The organism is Schauerella aestuarii (assembly GCF_009866805.1).
Lineage (GTDB): Bacteria > Pseudomonadota > Gammaproteobacteria > Burkholderiales > Burkholderiaceae_B > Schauerella > Schauerella aestuarii.
In genome coordinates this window covers 581,930-599,391 of the sequence record NZ_SIZW01000040.1, presented here as the reverse complement: position 1 = coordinate 599,391, position 17,462 = coordinate 581,930, and the positions used below count along the sequence as shown (strand labels likewise).

Sequence of the window (17,462 nt, the reverse complement as noted above, 5' to 3'; positions counted from 1 at the left end):
CCGCTGAATATGGCGCGCTTAGAGCGGCGACATCGGCGCCACGGCTTCTGGCGGCAATACGGTCGTATTCACAGGTGCACCGCCCACGGCCGCCTGGAGCCGATCGAGCTCGCGCTTCATACGCACCATCTCGCGGCGGCGGCGCATGGCGGCCGGCACCATCAACAGCAAACCGAAAATCGCACCGACCACGAATACCGCAAGCATCACAACGATCAGCGGCAAATCGGGCACCACGTAATCGCCCCAAAACTTGACGGAAACGGGGTCCGTATTTTTGAGGGCGAACATCAGGACCACAACGAAAATCACCAGCCGTAAGGCCCAGACGACATAGCGCATGAGAACGCTCCAATTAGTGCGAGATCGGCAATTGTAAGTCGGATCGCAGTGTGCCACAGCACCGCGTTGCGACGCACCGCACAAGACGTGCCGCAATGCGAGCCCCACCTTGTACCGACGCCCTGCAACGATCCGGCTACCCAATGAAAAAGGGCCACGCTAGCGTGGCCCTTCTCGTACTCAAACGTAACCGTCAATGCATGACATGCGCGTCGAGGGTGGCGGTATGCGCATCGTGCGTTTCGTCCGACACGCGATCCCCCTCCACACCATCGAGATCTACCCGCTCGCGCAACTCCTTGCCCGCCTTGAAATGCGGCACCTGTTTACCAGGCACCAACACTTGCTCGCCGGACTTCGGGTTGCGACCGACACGGGGCGAACGCTGCGACAGCGAGAAACTGCCAAAACCGCGGATCTCGATGCGCTGACCCGAAGCCAAGGCTTGGGTCATTGCATCCAGGACGGTCTTGACGGCGTAATCGGTGTCGCGGGCGGCCAACTGGGGATAGCGGGCCGCCAGCGCTGCGATCAGCTCCGACTTGGTCACGGATCAGCCGTCGTTGCGAGCCTGATCCAGCTTGGCCTTGAGCAACGCACCCAGGTTGGTGGTACCCGAGGAGGCGCTGGCATCCGACATGCGCTGGAGCGATTCTGCGGTTTCGGCGTTATCGCGGGCCTTGATCGACAACTGGATCGAACGCGTCTTGCGGTCGACGTTGATGATCATGGCTTCGACGTTTTCGCCGGCCTTCAATGCCGTCGTTGCGTCTTCGACGCGGCCCGACGAGATTTCCGACGCGCGCAGGTAACCTTCGACGTCCACCGACAGGGTCACGACAGCACCCTTGGCTTCGACCGACTTCACGGTACCGGGAACGACAGCACCCTTCTCGTAGGTCGCGACGAAGTTGTTGAACGGATCGCCTTCAAGCTGCTTGATACCCAGCGAAATGCGTTCCTTGTCGGTGTCGATACCGAGCACAACGGCTTCGATCTCGTCGCCCTTCTTGAAGTTGCGCACGGCTTCTTCGCCCGTTTCGGTCCACGACAGATCCGAAAGGTGAACCAGACCGTCGATGCCGCCAGGCAGACCAACGAACACGCCGAAGTCGGTAATCGACTTGATGGCGCCGCTGACCTTGTCGCCGCGCTTGAAGTTCGTCGAGAACTCTTCCCACGGGTTTTGACGGCACTGCTTCATGCCCAGCGAGATGCGGCGACGGTCTTCGTCGATCTCGAGAACCATGACTTCGACTTCTTCGCCCAGGGTAACAACCTTGCGCGGGTCGACGTTCTTGTTGGTCCAGTCCATTTCGGACACGTGGACCAGACCTTCGATGCCGGCTTCGACTTCGACGAAGGCGCCGTAATCGGTGAGGTTCGTGACCTTACCGAACAGACGGGTGCCTTGCGGGTAACGACGGGCCAGGCCCACCCACGGATCTTCGCCGAGCTGCTTGACGCCCAGGGAAACGCGGCTCTTCTCTTGGTCGAACTTGAGGACCTTGGCTTCGACTTCTTGACCCACTTGCAGGACTTCCGACGGGTGACGCACACGACGCCATGCCATATCGGTGATGTGCAACAGGCCATCGATGCCGCCCAGGTCCACAAAGGCGCCGTAGTCGGTGATGTTCTTGACGACGCCCTTGACGATGGCGCCTTCGTGCAGCGTTTCGAGCAGCTTTTGACGCTCTTCGCCCATGCTGGCTTCCAGCACTTGACGACGCGACAGCACGACGTTGTTACGCTTGCGATCGAGCTTGATGACCTTGAACTCGAGCGTCTTGCCTTCGTACGGCGTGGTGTCCTTGACAGGACGCAGGTCAACCAGCGAACCCGGCAGGAACGCGCGGATGCCGTTGGTCATGACGGTCAGGCCGCCCTTGACCTTGCCCGTGATCGTGCCGGTAACCAGCTCGCCGTCCTCGAGCGCGCGCTCGAGTTGCAGCCAGGCCGACAGACGCTTGGCGCGGTCACGCGACAGGATGGTGTCGCCGTAGCCGTTTTCGAGCGAGTCGATGGCAACCGAGACGAAGTCGCCCGGGTTGACTTCGAGTTCGCCTTGATCGTTCAGGAATTCTTCGAGCGGAATGAGCGCTTCGGATTTCAGACCGGCGTTGACGACGACGAAATTGTGGTCGATGCGAACGACTTCAGCACTGATGACCTCACCAGACTTCATGTCCTGGTTTTTAAGGCTCTGTGCAAAAAGGTCGGCGAAACTTTCTCCGCCAAGCGCGGACGAGGGAACGGAAGACATTAATGGAAACCCATCGGTCCCGAGGGACCCGTTAAATAAACACACCGTCACGGATTGGCCGCAACAGTGGAGTCAGAAAACCTATTGGCGCTTACCAAACAGCCGGAGCACTTCTAGGGCGAAAACACCACCCTTAGCTTGCCGGCGCGACATCGCGCCAGTAATCGAGAATGGTTTGAATCGTTTGCTCGGCAGTGAGATTCGAGGAATCGAGCTGCCTTGCATCCTGTGCGGGCTTGAGCGGCGCGGCGGCGCGTTGCGTATCGCGCGCGTCCCGTTCTCGCATATCGCGCAGGAGGTCTGTGAGGTTAGCAGGAATTCCCTTGTCGATCAACTGCTTACACCGCCTTTGGGCGCGGGCCTCGACATCGGCTACCAGAAACACCTTCAAGGGCGCATCGGGAAACACCACCGTGCCCATGTCACGGCCGTCGGCCACCAGGCCCGGCGCCTGCCGGAACGCGCGCTGGCGGGCAAGGAGCGCGGCCCGTACGGCAGGGAACGCAGCCACGCACGACGCCGTGTTGCCCACACGCTCATCCCGGATCGCCTCGGTCACGTCGCGTCCTTCCAACAGAATGGCCCCGTGCTCGAATCGGACGTCGAGCGCCTCCGCAACCGCCGCGATCTCGTCCTGCGCGTCGTCGGCGATATTCCGCTCGATCGAGGCCAGCGCCGTCAGGCGATACAAGGCGCCGCTGTCGAGCACGGCCCAACCCAGTGCAGTGGCCACACCATGGGCCACCGTGCCTTTACCGGAAGCGGTAGGACCGTCGATCGTAATGACTGGAGCGAAGGTGGCGGAGGTGGACGACATCTTGAAAATCCTGGAAAAGCGGAGGGATTGCTGAAATACAGATTGCCGAGTGCGTCAGTGACGTCGCCAGCCGCAGCGGCTGCACCGATCACCTTGCTCACGCAACCCGGCACGTGCTCAAACTTCGGTGAGCAGTCCGGCGTAAACGTCGAAATAGTCGGGGAACGTTTTACTCACACACCCCGGATCGAGTATTCGGACGGCAGCCGGCCCGAACGCGGCCAACGAAAAGCACATGGCCATCCGGTGATCGTCCCAGGTGCCGATGTGCGCATCGCGCCAAGCATGCGCCGCAGGCGGCGTGACGCGCAACCAGTCCGGCCCCGAATCGACCGTCGCGCCCAGCTTCTCGAGTTCCGTCCGCATGGCGTGAATCCGATCGGTTTCCTTCACGCGCCAACTGCCGATATTGTGCAAGTGGCACGGCCCGTCGGCAAACAAGGCCAGCGCAGCAGCCGTCATGGCCGCATCGGGGATCAAATTGAAATCGGCGTCGAATGCGCGCAACTTTTGGCCGTCCGCCACGCTCACGCCTTCGCAAGCCATCCAGTCCGCGCCGGCATCCACCCGCGCACCCATGGCACGCAAGGTGTCGGCAAACGCCACGTCACCTTGAATGCTGTCGGCGCCCACGCCGTTCACCCGAACAGGGCCGCCGCCGATGGCACCCAACGCCAGGAAATAGGAAGCCGACGATGCATCCCCTTCGACACGCAATGCGGCCGGGCTGCGATACATCGCGTCGGCCGGCACGGTGAAGCGCGCCCAACCGTCACGCGCTACGGTGACGCCAAAGCGGGCCATCAGATTGAGCGTGATTTCAATGTACGGCTTGGAGATGAGCGTGCCCTTGACCTCGAGCACCAACGGCTGACCGGTGCGCTGCGTCAGGACCGGGGCCGCCAACAGCAATGCCGTCAGGAATTGGCTGGAGACCGATCCTTCCACACCGACACGGTAACCGCCCTCGCCGGCGGCCATGCCGGCCATCCCGATCGCCAACGGCGGATAGCCCGCCGTGCCGAGATAATCCACATGCGCATCCAGCCCGCGCAAGGCATCAACCAGATCCCCAATGGGCCGTTCGTGCATACGCGGCACGCCAGAGAGGCGATAGTCGCCGCCCATCAAAGCCAATGCCGCGGTGAGCGGACGAAATGCAGTGCCCGCGTTACCCAGAAAAAGATCGGCGCGCGCGACCGGAAACCGGCCGGCAGCGCCAATCACAACTGCGCGCTTGGCGACAGCGTCGTGCTCAACCTCGACACCCAGGGCACGCAACGCGGCCAGCATGACCCGCGTATCGTCCGAATCGAGCAACCCGTCGATTTCGCAACGCCCTTCGGCCAGGGCTGCCAATAGCAATACCCGGTTCGAAATGCTTTTCGAACCCGGCAATGTGATGGCGCCTTGCGCCCGGCGGACGCGGGGCAGATCGATGTATTCGAGTGCGCTCATGCGCGACGTTCCTTTTCCCATTGATGGCGCGCATCCGCAGCCGTTTGCAACAACGTCTGCAATGCAGCTGTATCGCGCGCGCGAATCGCGCGCTCGCTCTCGTCGAGCACGTCGCGCAACGCCGCGATTTCGGTCAGCATGGCCGACCGGTTCGATTGAAAGATATCGCGCCACATTTCGGGCGATCCCGCCGCGATGCGCGTGAAGTCGCGAAACCCACTGCCCGCCAGCGCCAACCGGCGCGCCGCATCCGGTGATCGCACGATGTGGGTCATGAATACCGACGCCAGCAAATGCGGCAGATGGCTGACCGCGGCCAAGGCCTGGTCATGCGCGTCGGCATCCATGTCGATGACGTGGGCGCCGCAATACGTCCAGGCGTCGCGAACGGCACGAACGTCCGCCATCGTATTTTCGGGGAGCGGCGTGAGGATCACCGTGCGATCCTGATACAGCGCGGCCTGCGCCGCATCCGGACCGGTACGCTCGGCGCCGGCGATCGGATGACCCGGGACGAACTGGCCGATATGCTTGCCCAATGCGGCACGCGCGCTGGCCACGACATCCGACTTGGTGCTGCCGGCATCGGTAATGATGGTATTGGGACCAAGATACGGGGCTAGCGCACCGAGCAATGGGCCGGTGGCTCCCACCGGAGCCGCCAACATGATCAGATCGGCGCGCGCCGCCTCTTGCGGTGTGGCAATGGCATCGATCAACCCCAGCGATTGCGCCTTTTCAAGCGACAACGGGTTGCGGCCCATACCCAGTACGCGACCGACCTGCCCGGCTTGCCTCAGTGCAGCGACGAACGACCCGCCGATCAACCCGACACCCGCCACCGCGACCGTCGGAAAACGCGGGGCCGTCATGCGCCGGACAGGATGTCGGTCAGGGCGGCGATGAATACCGCATTTTCTTCGGGCAAGCCGATCGTCACACGCAACCACTCGGGCAAGCCATCGCCCGCCACCGGACGCACGATGACGCCGCGCTTGAGCAGTTCGAGATTGATCCTGGCGGCTTCGCCCACGTGCACCAGCACGAAATTGCCATGGCCACGCACGTATTTCAGTCCAAGCGTGTCGAAGGCTTCCGTCAGCACCTGACGGCCGGCCTTGTTGAGCTCGTACGAGCGCTGCAGAAACTCGTGATCGCTCAACGCTGCAATCGCGGCCGCTTGCGCGAGCGTATTGACGTTGAACGGTTGGCGCACGCGATTCATCAGGTCGGTCAGCGGCGGCTGCGCAATCGCAAACCCCACGCGCAAGCCGGCCAGGCCATACGCCTTGGAGAAGGTGCGCGACACGATCAGGTTGGGAAAACGGCGCACCCACTGCACGCTGTCGAATCGTAACTCGGGATCGAGATATTCGTTGTAAGCCTCGTCGAGCACCACCGTGACCCGATCGCCATGGCGCGTGTGAACGGCTTCGAGAAAGGCTTCGATCTCGGCCGCCGGCAGGAACGTTCCGGTTGGGTTATTGGGGTTGGCGATAAACACCAGACGCGTATCGTCGGCAATCGCACTGAACATGGCCTGCAGATCGTGACCGTAGTCGCGCGCGGCCACCATGATGTGACGCGCACCGCGCGCCTGCGTGGACAGACGATAGACCACGAAGGCGTGCTCGGCGTAGACGGCGCTCGCGCCCGGCTCCAGCAATGCCAGTCCGGCGATTTCGAGGATGTCGTTCGAACCGTTGCCCAGCGTGATCCAGTTCAACGGCACGCCATAGCGCAATGCCAGGGCCGACTTGAGATCGAATCCGTTGGGGTCGGGATAACGCGCCAGCGTGTTGGCGGCATCGATCATGGCTGCGCGCGCCGATGCCGGCATGCCCAGCGGGTTTTCGTTGGAGGCGAGCTTGACGATGCCGGCCGGGTCGAGCCCGAACTCGCGCGCCAGCTCATCGATCGGCTTGCCGGCCTGATAAGGCGCGATGGCGCTGATGTGAGCGGGAGCGTGCAAAGGCGAGGATACGGTGGTCATAAGAGACAGTGTTTTATTGCGCGGGGTAGGACCCAAGAACCTTGAAAAAGGCGACTTGCGCTTCAAGCGCGGACAATGCGCGGGCAACCGCCGGGTCGTCACGATGGCCCAGCACGTCGACGTAAAAGTAATACGCCCACTGCCCGGTTCTCGCGGGACGCGACTCGAATCGTGTCATCGACACGCCATTCTCAGCCAGCGGAGCAAGCATCTCATACACGGCGCCTGCACGGTTGGGAACCGCCAGAATCAGACTGGTCTTGTCCTGACCGGTGGGCAGCGTGGCGATATCGCCGATGGCAAGAAAGCGCGTGCGATTGTGCGGATCGTCCTGAATACCCGCCGCGATGATCTTCAAACCCCACACATCGGCCGCCGTTTCGCCGGCGATCGCGGCCACCGTGGGATCCTGCGACGCCATGCGCGCCGCTTCCGCATTGCTGGCCGCCGACGACCGCACGAGCTCGGGATGATGGCGCGTCAACCAGTCCTGGCACTGCGCCAGGGCCTGCGGATGCGCCATGACCGTCTTGACGCCGTCGAGCGATCCGTCAGACGCCATCAGGCAGTGCCGGATCACGATCGAGTGCTCGCCGATCAGCTTGACCGGCGCATTGAGCAGGAGATCCAGCGTGCGATTGACGGCGCCCTCGGTCGAGTTCTCGACCGGCACCATACCCACATCGGCCTGACCGGCCTGCACCGCTCGAAACACCTCATCGAACGACGGACAGGCCAGCTTTTGCACGGCGTGACCGAAATGCTCGAGCGCTGCCTGCTCGGAAAAGGAACCCTGGGGCCCCAGAAAGGCCACCGTCAGGCCGCGTTCGAGCCCGCGGCAGGCGGAAATGATTTCGGTCCAGACCGGACCGATCGCCTCATTGGGAAACGGCCCGGCATTATTGGCCTGCAGGTTGCGAATCACCTCGGCCTCGCGCTCTGGCCGCAATACCGGCCCTTCGGCGTTGGCCGCGTGCTTCACATCGCCCACCGCTTGCGCGGTGCGCGCGCGCTCGCACAACAAGGTCAGAATCTGCTGATCGATGGCGTCGATACGATCCCGAAGCGGGCTCAACTGACGCTTCAAAGCCTCATCCATAGCGGCGCTCGAAATCCTTCAGGTAGTCGACCAGCGCCTGCACGCCAGCCAACGGAATGGCGTTGTAGATCGATGCACGCATACCGCCGACACTCTTGTGACCCTTCAGTTGGGTCAGACCTGCCGCATCGGCACCCTTGAGGAACGTGTCGTTGAGCGACTCGTCACGCAAGATGAACGGCACGTTCATGCGCGAACGCACCGGCGCATGCACGGGATTGCGATAGAACGACGACGCGTCCAGATAACCGTAGAGCAGATCGGCCTTGGCGATATTGGTCGCTTCCATCCCTTCCAGACCGCCCTGCGCCTTCAGCCACTTGAATACCAGACCGGCGATATAGATCGCATACGTGGGCGGCGTGTTGTAGCGCGAATGCTCGGCCGCCACGTTGACGTAGTCGAACGCCGACGGGCAGATGGGCAACGCCTTGCCGATCAGGTCGCGGCGCACGATGGTCATCGTGACGCCTGCGGGGCCCGCGTTTTTCTGCGCGCCCGCGAACACCATGCCGGTTTTGGTGACGTCCAACGGCCGAGACAGGAAATGCGACGATACATCGACCACGAGCGGCACATCGGGCGCACCGAGGGCGGCCGTATCCGGCCACGCATTGAACTCGACGCCACCGATCGTCTCGTTGCTGCAAAAGTGCAGATATGCCGCATCGGCGCGCACATCCCAGGTATCGACGGGCGGCACCCACGTCCACGGTGCTTGCTCGTGGCCGTCGATCGTGGTGGCCGTGCCGCTGGTCGCTGCAACGTGCACATCGCCATAGCGCAGTGCTTCTTTTTGCGATCGTGCCGACCAGTGGCCGGTCAACACGAAATCGGCTTTGGCGGGACCGCGGCGCCCAATCAGGTTCAGGGGAACGATGGCATTTGCCCCACTGCCCCCACCCTGCATGAACAACACGGCGTAGTCGGCGGGCACGCCCAGCAACTCGCGCAGATCGGATTCGGCCTCATCGCAGATCCGCACGAAATCGCGGCCTCGATGACTCATTTCCATCACCGACATGCCTGACCCGTTCCAGTCCAGCATTTCGGCGGCGGCCTGCTGCAAGACGGATTCAGGCAAGGCCGACGGACCGGCCGAAAAATTCCAGGGGCGTGCCATGCTCACTTGTGATTACTCCGCATCGGGCTTGGGCGTATCGCCCGCACCATCCACATCCACGTCGCCGTCGGCATCGGCATCGGTGGCATTGTCATCGCTGGTTTCGGTATCGGCTGCAATCGCACCGCCACCCTCAACCGCGCCTTCAACACCCTCAGCGCCTTCGCCGTCTTCGTCCACGTCTGCATCGCTTTCGACCACACGACGCACACCCGACAGGCTGCTGCCATCATCCACGCTGATCAGCGTCACGCCTTGCGTGGCGCGGCCCATCTCGCGGATTTCGCTCACTCGCGTACGCACCAGCACGCCACCCGTGGTGATGAGCATGATTTCGTCCGTCGGGGTCACCAGCACGGCACCGACGACCTTGCCGTTACGCGAGCTGGTCTGAATGGCGATCATGCCCTTGGTGCCACGGCCGTGACGCGTGTACTCGGTGATCGGCGTGCGCTTGCCGTACCCGTTGTGGGTGGCGGTCAGCACGCTTTGCGTTTCGTCGCCGGCCACCAGCAGCGAGATCACCGTCTGGCCTTCCTCGAGCATCATGCCGCGCACACCGCGGGCATTGCGGCCCATCGGACGCACGTCGTTCTCGTCGAAGCGCACGGCTTTGCCGGCATCGGAGAACAGCATCACATCGTGCTTGCCGTCGGTGAGATCGGCCCCAATCAGGTAATCGCCCTCGTCCAGATCGACCGCGATGATGCCGGCCTTGCGCGGATTGGAGAAGTCGGACAGCGGGGTTTTCTTGACGGTGCCGCGCGACGTCGACATGAAGACGAAATGGTCTTCACTGAACTGTTTGACCGGCAGCACCACCGTGACTTTTTCGCCATCGGCCAACGGGAACATGTTGACGATCGGGCGACCGCGCGAACCGCGCGTACCTTGCGGCACTTCCCACACCTTGAGCCAGTACACCCGGCCGCGATCGGAGAAGCACAACAGGAAATCGTGCGTATTGGCAATGAACAACTGATCGACCCAGTCGTTTTCCTTCATCGCCGTGGCCTGCTTGCCGCGGCCACCGCGTTTTTGCGCGCGGTATTCCGACAGCGGCTGGCTCTTGATATAGCCCGTATGCGACAACGTGACGACCATATCGGCCGGCGTGATCAGATCTTCGGTGTCGAGCTCGGTGGCGTTGAACTCGATATGCGAACGGCGCGAATCCTTGGCCGCCGTCGAGAACTCGGCTTTGATGGCCTGCAACTCATCGCCGATGATGATCGTGATGCGCTCGGGGCGCGCCAGGATATCCAGCAAATCTGCGATGGTCGACATGACGTCGCGATATTCGCCCAGCACCTTGTCCTGCTCGAGGCCGGTCAGGCGTTGCAGACGCATGTTCAGGATTTCCTGCGCCTGCACGTCGCTCAGACGGTACAAGCCGTCGCCCTGCATGCCGAAGTCCACACCCAGGTCGTCGGGACGGAAGGCCGCCCGGCCGCCGGGGGCATCGCCATCGACCCGCGACAACATCTCGCGCACCAGGGACGAATCCCACGAGCGGGCCATCAACTCCTGGCGCGCCACCGGCGGCGTCGGGGCCGCCTTGATGATGGCGATGAATTCGTCGATATTGGCCAGCGCGACCGCCAGGCCTTCCAGCACGTGCCCGCGCTCGCGCGCCTTGCGCAGCTGGAACACCGTGCGGCGCGTGACGACTTCGCGGCGATGGGTGAGGAAGTACTCCACCATCTGACGCAAATTGAGCAGGCGCGGCTGACCATCCACCAGTGCCACCAGGTTGATCCCGAAGGTGTCCTGGAGCTGGGTGTTCTTGTAGAGATTGTTGAGAATGACCTCGGGCACCTCGCCGCGCTTGAGCTCGATGACCAGACGCATGCCGTCCTTGTCCGACTCGTCGCGGATATCCGAGATCCCTTCGATCTTCTTCTCGTTGACCAGCTCGGCAATGCGCTCTTGCAAGGTCTTCTTATTGACCTGGTAGGGCAGCTCGTCGACGACGATGGACTGGCGGTTGCCGCGTTCCATGTCTTCGAAGTGCGTCTTGGCGCGCATCACCACCCGGCCACGGCCGGTGCGATAGCCTTCACGCACGCCGGACATGCCGTAAATGATGCCGCCCGTGGGAAAGTCAGGTGCCGGAATGATCTCGATCAGTTCGTCGACCGTGCACTGCGGATTGCGCAGGCAGAACAGACAACCGTCGACCACTTCCGCCAGGTTGTGCGGCGGAATATTGGTAGCCATCCCCACGGCGATACCCGAGCTGCCGTTGACCAGCAGGTTGGGCAGGCGCGAAGGCAGAAGCAGTGGCTCCTGTTCGCTACCGTCGTAGTTGGGGCCGAAGTCGACCGTTTCCTGGTCGATATCGGCCAGCAATTCGTGCGCGACTTTCGCCAGACGGATTTCGGTGTACCGCATCGCCGCGGCACTATCGCCGTCGATCGAGCCGAAGTTACCCTGACCGTCGACCAGCATGTAGCGCAGCGAAAAGCTCTGCGCCATGCGAACGATCGTGTCATAGACGGCTTGGTCGCCGTGCGGGTGGTACTTACCGATGACATCGCCGACGATACGCGCCGATTTCTTGTAGGCGCGATTCCAGTCGTTATTAAGCTCGTGCATCGCAAACAGCACGCGCCGATGTACCGGCTTCAAGCCGTCCCGCACATCGGGAAGCGCCCGCCCGACGATCACGCTCATCGCGTAATCGAGGTAACTGCGGCGCATCTCTTCTTCCAGCGATACCGGAAGCGTCTCCTTGGCAAAGGAATCCATATATTGAATGATCAGATAGAGGAACCCGGGCCGGGCCAACAGGAAATTCTAACATTCGATTTCAACCGAAGCCTGACGTCACACTCAGACGAAACGCAATACCCTGCTCGGGCCGTTCCGCGCGGATTTATCCACTCTGTTGTCTAAAACCAACAAGGAAACCGGCCTCGGGTCGGAAAATGGGACGTTGGGGCACGTCGCGACTGCTGTGGGCCTCCAAATGGCTTAAGATTGTTTCCAGCACGCAGGAAACCCAGTTGCAAGACTCTGAACCTGTTCTTGGCGTTGCTATACTGGCCCCGTTTCCTGATATGCGGCGGGGGTTCGCTGCGAGTCACCACTTATCCAGCTTCAAGCTCAACGAGGAGAAACATGAATAAACCCTCCAAATTCGCTATGGCGCTCGCCTTCGCCGCCGTGACGGCCTCTGGTGCAGCTTCCGCGCAAACCGTCGATAACTGGCGCAATCCGTTCGGCGACGTTTGGAAAAACGGCACGAACGAATTGTGCTGGCGCGATGCGTTCTGGACGCCTGCTACCGGTATCCCCGGTTGCGACGGCGTGCCGGTTGCGCAAGCTCCGCGTCCCGCGGCGCCCACGCCGATGGCGAACAAGGTCGTCTTCAACGCCGACACCTTCTTCGACTTCGACAAAGCTACTCTGAAGCCGGAAGGCCGTCAGTTGCTGGATCAAGTTGCCCAGCAAGCCGGTGGCATCGACCTCGAAACGATTATCGCTGTGGGTCACACCGACTCCATCGGTACCGATGCGTATAACCAACGCCTGTCCGAGCGCCGCGCCGCTTCGGTCAAGCAATACTTGGTTAGCCGTGGCGTCGACGCCAACCGTGTTTACACGGAAGGCAAGGGCGAATCGCAACCCGTGGCTTCGAACGCGACCCGTGAAGGCCGTGCTCAAAACCGTCGCGTTGAAATCGAGATCGTCGGCAGCCGCCGCTAATTGAAGCGCTAGCCGCTACAATTAAGGGCCTCGCATAGCGAGGCCCTTTTTTTATGTATTGGACGGACTGATTATGCGCGCCTCGACCGCCGATTCCCCGAACGCCCGCCTGAATGCAGACCAGGCCGAACTGGAAAAGTTCGGTGCGTTGGCCGCACGCTGGTGGGATCCCAATAGCGAATTCAAACCGCTGCACGCGATCAATCCCCTTCGCCTCGAATGGATCAGCACGCTCGCGGGCGGCTTGTCCGGCAAGCGGATTCTGGACGTGGGATGCGGCGGCGGCATTCTGTCGGAGAGCATGGCAGCGGCCGGTGCCGACGTCACCGGCATCGATTTGGCCGAGAAATCGTTGAAAGTCGCCCGGCTGCACGGCCTGGAGTCGGGTATCAAGGTCGACTATCGCGCCGTTCCAGTGGAAACCCTCGCTGAAGAGCAACCGCTGTCCTATGACGTGGTCGCCTGCATGGAAATGCTGGAGCACGTACCCAACCCCGCATCCGTGGTGCAAGCTTGCGCCCGCTTGGTCAAGCCGGGCGGCCATGTGTTCTTTTCCACGCTCAATCGCAACCCGAAGTCGTTTTTGTTTGCCATCATCGGGGCTGAATATGTGCTGCGCCTGCTGCCGCGCGGCACGCACTCGTATGAAAATTTCATCAAGCCCAGCGAATTATCGAGCGCTGCGCGCGAAGCCGGCCTCGAGCCGCAAAGCATGCGCGGCATGACCTACAACCCCATCACCCAGATCTATGCGTTGTCCAACGACACTTCGGTGAACTACTTGATGGCCTGCCGCAAATGACCGCACTCATTCTGTTCGATTTCGACGGCACCCTTGCCGACACCGCCCCCGATCTGGTCGCTGCCGCCAATCATCAGCGCACGCGCCGCGGTATGGATCACCTGCCCTACGAGCAATTGCGCCCCGTGGCGTCACAGGGCGCGCGCGGTTTGCTGCGCGAAGCGTTGGGCCTCACGCCCGACGATGCCGCGTACGAACCCGCTCGGCTGCAATTCCTCGAGGATTATGCTGCCGGCTCGACCGTACATAGCCGCTTGTTTCCCGGCATCGCCGATCTGCTCGACGATATCGTGCGCCGCGGCATGGCCTGGGGCATCGTGACCAATAAAGTCACGTACCTCACGTTGCCGATCGTCGAATTCCTCGGTTTGGTCGAGGAAAGTGCCGTGCTGGTGTGCGGCGACACCACACCGCATGCCAAACCGCACCCCGAACCGCTCTTGTACGCCGCGCGAAAAGCGGGCTATGCCCCAGACCAATGCGTGTATGTGGGCGACGATTTGCGTGACATTCAGTCGGCACATGCCGCCGGCATGCCTGTCGTCGCCGCTGCTTATGGATACCTGGGCGAAAACGGCGATGTCACCAAATGGGAAGCCAACGCCACGGCCGATTCGGTTGAAACCTTGTGGGCCGCCATCGAAGGCCTTTTGCCAGCCAAGGCGCGCGCAGCCGGGTAATACCTGCATCGCGGATATCGCGCAGCAAAAAAAAGCCAACCTCGAAAGGTTGGCTTTTGTATATCTACTCGATATCAAGCGGAATAATGGTGGAGCCGGGGGGAATTGAACCCCCGTCCGCGAGCCCTCTGCAGGCAGTTCTACATGCGTAGTCGATTTATTTTTTGTTTAACCTCGGGCTTAGCCAACCGACAGGCCGGCCCTCAGCGATTCACTTCTTTTTAAGGCCTAACGCGTGTGACCCGGCTAGATCCCGATTCTTTGTAAGTGTCGTAGCTGTAGGTTTGACCCCACCTGACCCAAAGACAGATCAGTGCTACGGCTCACCGCTTAAGCGGCGAGAGCGAAACGCTCGTCGTTGGCGTTTGTAGTGTTTCCAGTGGTTTAACGAGCGTACTGGTGCTCGACATGCCCTGCACTGTTTCGCGACCCACGTCGAATCCGGATCGGCCCCAGTACGTTTATTGTATCGTGAAACGCACCGCACTGCTGCCGAGTTGCCCGGCGCCGCCATGACATACGCGTTCGCAGCCACAAAAGGCCGACGCCACGTTTCACCGGGATCAGCAACGGTCGGTCGTGGTCGTGCCGGATTGGCTAGCTTGCAGGCTCATGACGATGAGACGATTCCCCAGCCACGCGGTTCATATTGCCCGCCCGGCCATCTCACGCCGATCTGGCTATCCCAGGCCGCCCCGCAACCTCAGCCGATCTTACCCAACGACAAGATCTCGCTTAAAAGGGCCAATAACCGTCTGACTCGCACCCGCATTGTGGGCGGCAAACCGTCCACGACCAGCTCATCCAGACTGTCTTTGCCGGTTCGAACCACATCGACTGCCTTGCCTTCCGCTTCCGGCGCGGCATCGGAACCCTGTTGTGGACCCAACTGATTGGCTGCGGCGTTGATATAAGCGAGTTCGGCCACGAAGAGTTTGGCGATTTCAGGATCCATGCCGCCGAACGCGTCACCCATGCCGTCGATGACGCCCTCTTCCAACAAGGCATTACATGTGGCCTCGAAAGCGAATTCATAATCGCGCAAACCCGGACGCTCGGCTTGCCTGAGCTGTGCAAGCTTCCAGCGAAAATATCGCTGACACCAGCGCACTAGTTTTTCGTATTCTTCAGCGCCGAGTTTGGAAAGGTCGACCTTTTCCATATTGTTGCACCCCCATGCAGAGTGCACAGGGTATCCCAGCGCTATCCGGACGTCTGCATGCCCTAACGGATTAGTTCAATGCAGCGTCGGACGCTCGGCTGACGCCGATTTATTGTGCCCGAGCGGCGGTCGACGGACGCGCCCCTCATCACGCTTGATCGCACTCTCCGTAATGTCGTCGGTCACATCGCCCAATGTGTGAGATTGCGCAAGTGAAACCGACACCACTTCAGCCATGATTTCGGTAACGCGGCGCGATGACGCGAGAATATCCTGCATGGTGTTGCCCGCCGTTTGCACGAGCCCTGCGCCACGATCTATTTCCGATACCGAAGTGGCGATCAGCGATTTGATTTCACGTGCAGCCGATGCACTGCTTTGCGCGAGATGACGTACTTCGGTCGCCACCACGGCAAAGCCTTTTCCGTGAGGACCGGCGCGCGCGGCCTCGACTGCGGCATTCAACGCAAGAATATTGGTTTGAAACGCAATCGTGTCCACGACGCCCACGATTTCAGAAATGCGCCGCGAATTACCGGTAATCGCCCGCATGGCGCTGACGACGTCATCCACGGTGCGACCGCCCTGCTCGGCCACGCTGCAGGCTTCGCGTGCCAGCAGATCCGCCTGCGACGCGCGATCCGCATTTTCAGTCAGCCCCACGACGGCGCCTCGCAGCGCCTGGGCCGCCGTGAATCGGCGCGTGATGTCGGTGGCGTATTTCACGACCTTGAAAGGTCGGCCTGACGCGTCGAGAATCGGGTTGTAGCTCGCCTCGATCCATACCTGGCGATTGTTTCTACCAATGCGCAGATATTGCCCGGAATCGTTGTGGCCCAGCGCGAGCTTTTCCCAGAACTGCCGATAGTGGGCCGACTGGCGATCCTCTGGTTGCACGAACATGCTGTGATGCCGTCCCACGACCTCGTCCAGCGTATAGCCCAGTGCATTCAAGAAGAGATCGTTCGCCCAGATGACAGTGCCGTCGAGCTCGAACTCGATGATTGCCTGCACCTTGCCGATCGCCGCCAACTGACCGCGCACGTCAGCGTCGCGCCGTTCCTGGTCAGTGATATCGGTCGCGTATTTGACGATTTTGATGGGCTCGCCCGTGCGGTCGAGAATGGGGTTGTATGTCGCCTGCAGCCAGACCTCTCGCCCCTCTTTCGTCACACGGCGATAGCGCCCGGCGTCATATTGACCCGCGCCCAGTTTCAGCCAGAAGTCGCGATAGGACGCGCTGGAGCGCTCGGCCTCCGGCACAAACAAGCGATGATGCTCACCCAAAACATCCTCCAACGCGTAGCCCATCGTATCGAGGAAGTTTTGATTGGCCATGAGCACATGACCTTCCAAATCAAATTCGATCACCGCTTGTGCGCGATCGAGCGCTGCCAATTGACCGATTATCTCGGCGTGTCGCCGCCCACCAAACCCAAAAAGCCCACTGAATGAGAACCGTCCCATGGACGTCTCCTGGAAAAAGATAAACGGGCTGCGTAGATCCGAACGCCGCAATCGGCATCGGAGAAGGAACCTGAGTGCGCGATAAAAGTATCATGATTTCTCACGATGTTTCATTATCGTAAATACGGATTAATTTGATCTTACAAATCCGCCGATACGCACATCGTTACCGCCATTCGGAAATTTTGGAAAATCTGATTTAAATCATCGCCGTATTTTCCGAATATTCTTTTTCGAGCCATTTTAGTAATCGACGTGTCAGCTTGATAACCTCGAGAAGCACGGGCCGCAGATAAAAATAACGAGCGCCGGGTCGATCGCCCACATCAATATGTTGCGCCCGAGCAACCGGCCTCCTTTTCGCGGACGAGGCGATGGCACGTGAACGCATTACCCATGGCCCACGCGAACCGGTCTTATCGCATGGCGTTGGCGTCGATTTACTGCTCGCATCGCGCAATTCCCTGCCGCAGAGTCTTACAATGGCCGTCAGTTTTATGACGGCGGTTTGCATCTGTGCGCCGCTTTTTCATTGCGATTCC

At 61.1% G+C, this 17,462-nt stretch carries 16 protein-coding genes and 1 other RNA gene; 3 read left to right on the top strand and 14 right to left on the bottom strand.

Annotated features, from left to right (window positions below):
* Positions 1–18 precede the first annotated feature (18 nt).
* From EYW45_RS09615 to gyrA, 10 genes are all read right to left on the bottom strand, one after another.
* On the bottom strand, positions 19–342 hold the full coding sequence (locus EYW45_RS09615; RefSeq protein ID WP_161135128.1) for a LapA family protein: 324 nt from the start codon (positions 340–342) through the stop codon (positions 19–21).
* 193 nt (positions 343–535) lie between these two features.
* Entirely contained in the window at positions 536–892 is a 357-nt protein-coding gene (locus EYW45_RS09610) for an integration host factor subunit beta (RefSeq protein ID WP_328703608.1), read from the bottom strand.
* A 3-nt stretch (positions 893–895) separates the two neighbouring features.
* On the bottom strand, positions 896–2,608 hold the full coding sequence (gene rpsA, locus EYW45_RS09605; RefSeq protein ID WP_161135127.1) for a 30S ribosomal protein S1: 1,713 nt from the start codon (positions 2,606–2,608) through the stop codon (positions 896–898).
* A gap of 133 nt (positions 2,609–2,741) precedes the next feature.
* Entirely contained in the window at positions 2,742–3,425 is a 684-nt protein-coding gene (gene cmk / locus EYW45_RS09600; RefSeq protein ID WP_161135126.1) for a (d)CMP kinase, read from the bottom strand.
* Between the two features lie 117 nt (positions 3,426–3,542).
* Positions 3,543–4,883 (bottom strand): 3-phosphoshikimate 1-carboxyvinyltransferase, encoded by a 1,341-nt coding sequence (gene aroA / locus EYW45_RS09595; protein ID WP_161135125.1) that lies wholly within the window; start codon positions 4,881–4,883, stop codon positions 3,543–3,545.
* Positions 4,880–5,755: a prephenate dehydrogenase gene (locus EYW45_RS09590; protein ID WP_161135124.1), complete on the bottom strand. Its 876-nt coding sequence runs from the start codon at positions 5,753–5,755 to the stop codon at positions 4,880–4,882. Before EYW45_RS09590 ends, aroA begins: the two co-directional genes overlap by 4 nt.
* Entirely contained in the window at positions 5,752–6,876 is a 1,125-nt protein-coding gene (gene hisC / locus EYW45_RS09585; RefSeq protein ID WP_161135123.1) for a histidinol-phosphate transaminase, read from the bottom strand. The genes EYW45_RS09590 and hisC overlap by 4 nt, the downstream gene beginning before the upstream one ends.
* Positions 6,877–6,889: 13 nt before the next feature.
* Positions 6,890–7,975, bottom strand: a complete 1,086-nt coding sequence (gene pheA, locus EYW45_RS09580) for a prephenate dehydratase (RefSeq protein ID WP_161135122.1) — start codon at positions 7,973–7,975, stop codon at positions 6,890–6,892.
* Positions 7,968–9,098, bottom strand: a complete 1,131-nt coding sequence (serC, locus tag EYW45_RS09575; RefSeq protein WP_161135121.1) for a 3-phosphoserine/phosphohydroxythreonine transaminase — start codon at positions 9,096–9,098, stop codon at positions 7,968–7,970. The genes pheA and serC overlap by 8 nt, the downstream gene beginning before the upstream one ends.
* Before the next feature lie 12 nt (positions 9,099–9,110).
* Positions 9,111–11,849, bottom strand: a complete 2,739-nt coding sequence (gene gyrA / locus EYW45_RS09570; protein WP_235938978.1) for a DNA gyrase subunit A — start codon at positions 11,847–11,849, stop codon at positions 9,111–9,113.
* Positions 11,850–12,221: 372 nt separating this feature from the next.
* On the opposite strand from gyrA, the gene ompA reads away from it, so the two are divergent.
* From ompA to EYW45_RS09555, 3 genes are all read left to right on the top strand, one after another.
* The gene (gene ompA, locus EYW45_RS24855) at positions 12,222–12,809 is read left to right on the top strand and encodes an outer membrane protein OmpA (protein WP_161135120.1); all 588 of its coding nucleotides are present in this window, start codon (positions 12,222–12,224) and stop codon (positions 12,807–12,809) included.
* A 73-nt stretch (positions 12,810–12,882) separates the two neighbouring features.
* Positions 12,883–13,611 carry a bifunctional 2-polyprenyl-6-hydroxyphenol methylase/3-demethylubiquinol 3-O-methyltransferase UbiG gene (gene ubiG, locus EYW45_RS09560; RefSeq protein WP_161135119.1) on the top strand — a complete coding sequence of 243 codons (729 nt, stop codon included), beginning with the start codon at positions 12,883–12,885 and terminating at the stop codon, positions 13,609–13,611.
* The gene (locus EYW45_RS09555) at positions 13,608–14,291 is read left to right on the top strand and encodes an HAD-IA family hydrolase (protein ID WP_161135118.1); all 684 of its coding nucleotides are present in this window, start codon (positions 13,608–13,610) and stop codon (positions 14,289–14,291) included. The genes ubiG and EYW45_RS09555 overlap by 4 nt, the downstream gene beginning before the upstream one ends.
* An 87-nt stretch (positions 14,292–14,378) precedes the next feature.
* Here the strand turns inward: EYW45_RS09555 and ssrA are convergent.
* From ssrA to EYW45_RS09535, 4 genes are all read right to left on the bottom strand, one after another.
* Positions 14,379–14,745, bottom strand: a transfer-messenger RNA (tmRNA) gene (gene ssrA / locus EYW45_RS09550).
* A 249-nt stretch (positions 14,746–14,994) separates the two neighbouring features.
* Positions 14,995–15,453, bottom strand: coding sequence for a hypothetical protein (locus EYW45_RS09545; RefSeq protein ID WP_161135117.1), 459 nt, complete (start codon positions 15,451–15,453; stop codon positions 14,995–14,997).
* A 75-nt stretch (positions 15,454–15,528) separates the two neighbouring features.
* Positions 15,529–16,791: a methyl-accepting chemotaxis protein gene (locus EYW45_RS09540; RefSeq protein WP_235938977.1), complete on the bottom strand. Its 1,263-nt coding sequence runs from the start codon at positions 16,789–16,791 to the stop codon at positions 15,529–15,531.
* A 328-nt stretch (positions 16,792–17,119) separates the two neighbouring features.
* Complete coding sequence (locus EYW45_RS09535) at positions 17,120–17,434, bottom strand: hypothetical protein (protein ID WP_161135115.1); 315 nt, start codon at positions 17,432–17,434, stop codon at positions 17,120–17,122.
* Positions 17,435–17,462 lie beyond the last annotated feature (28 nt).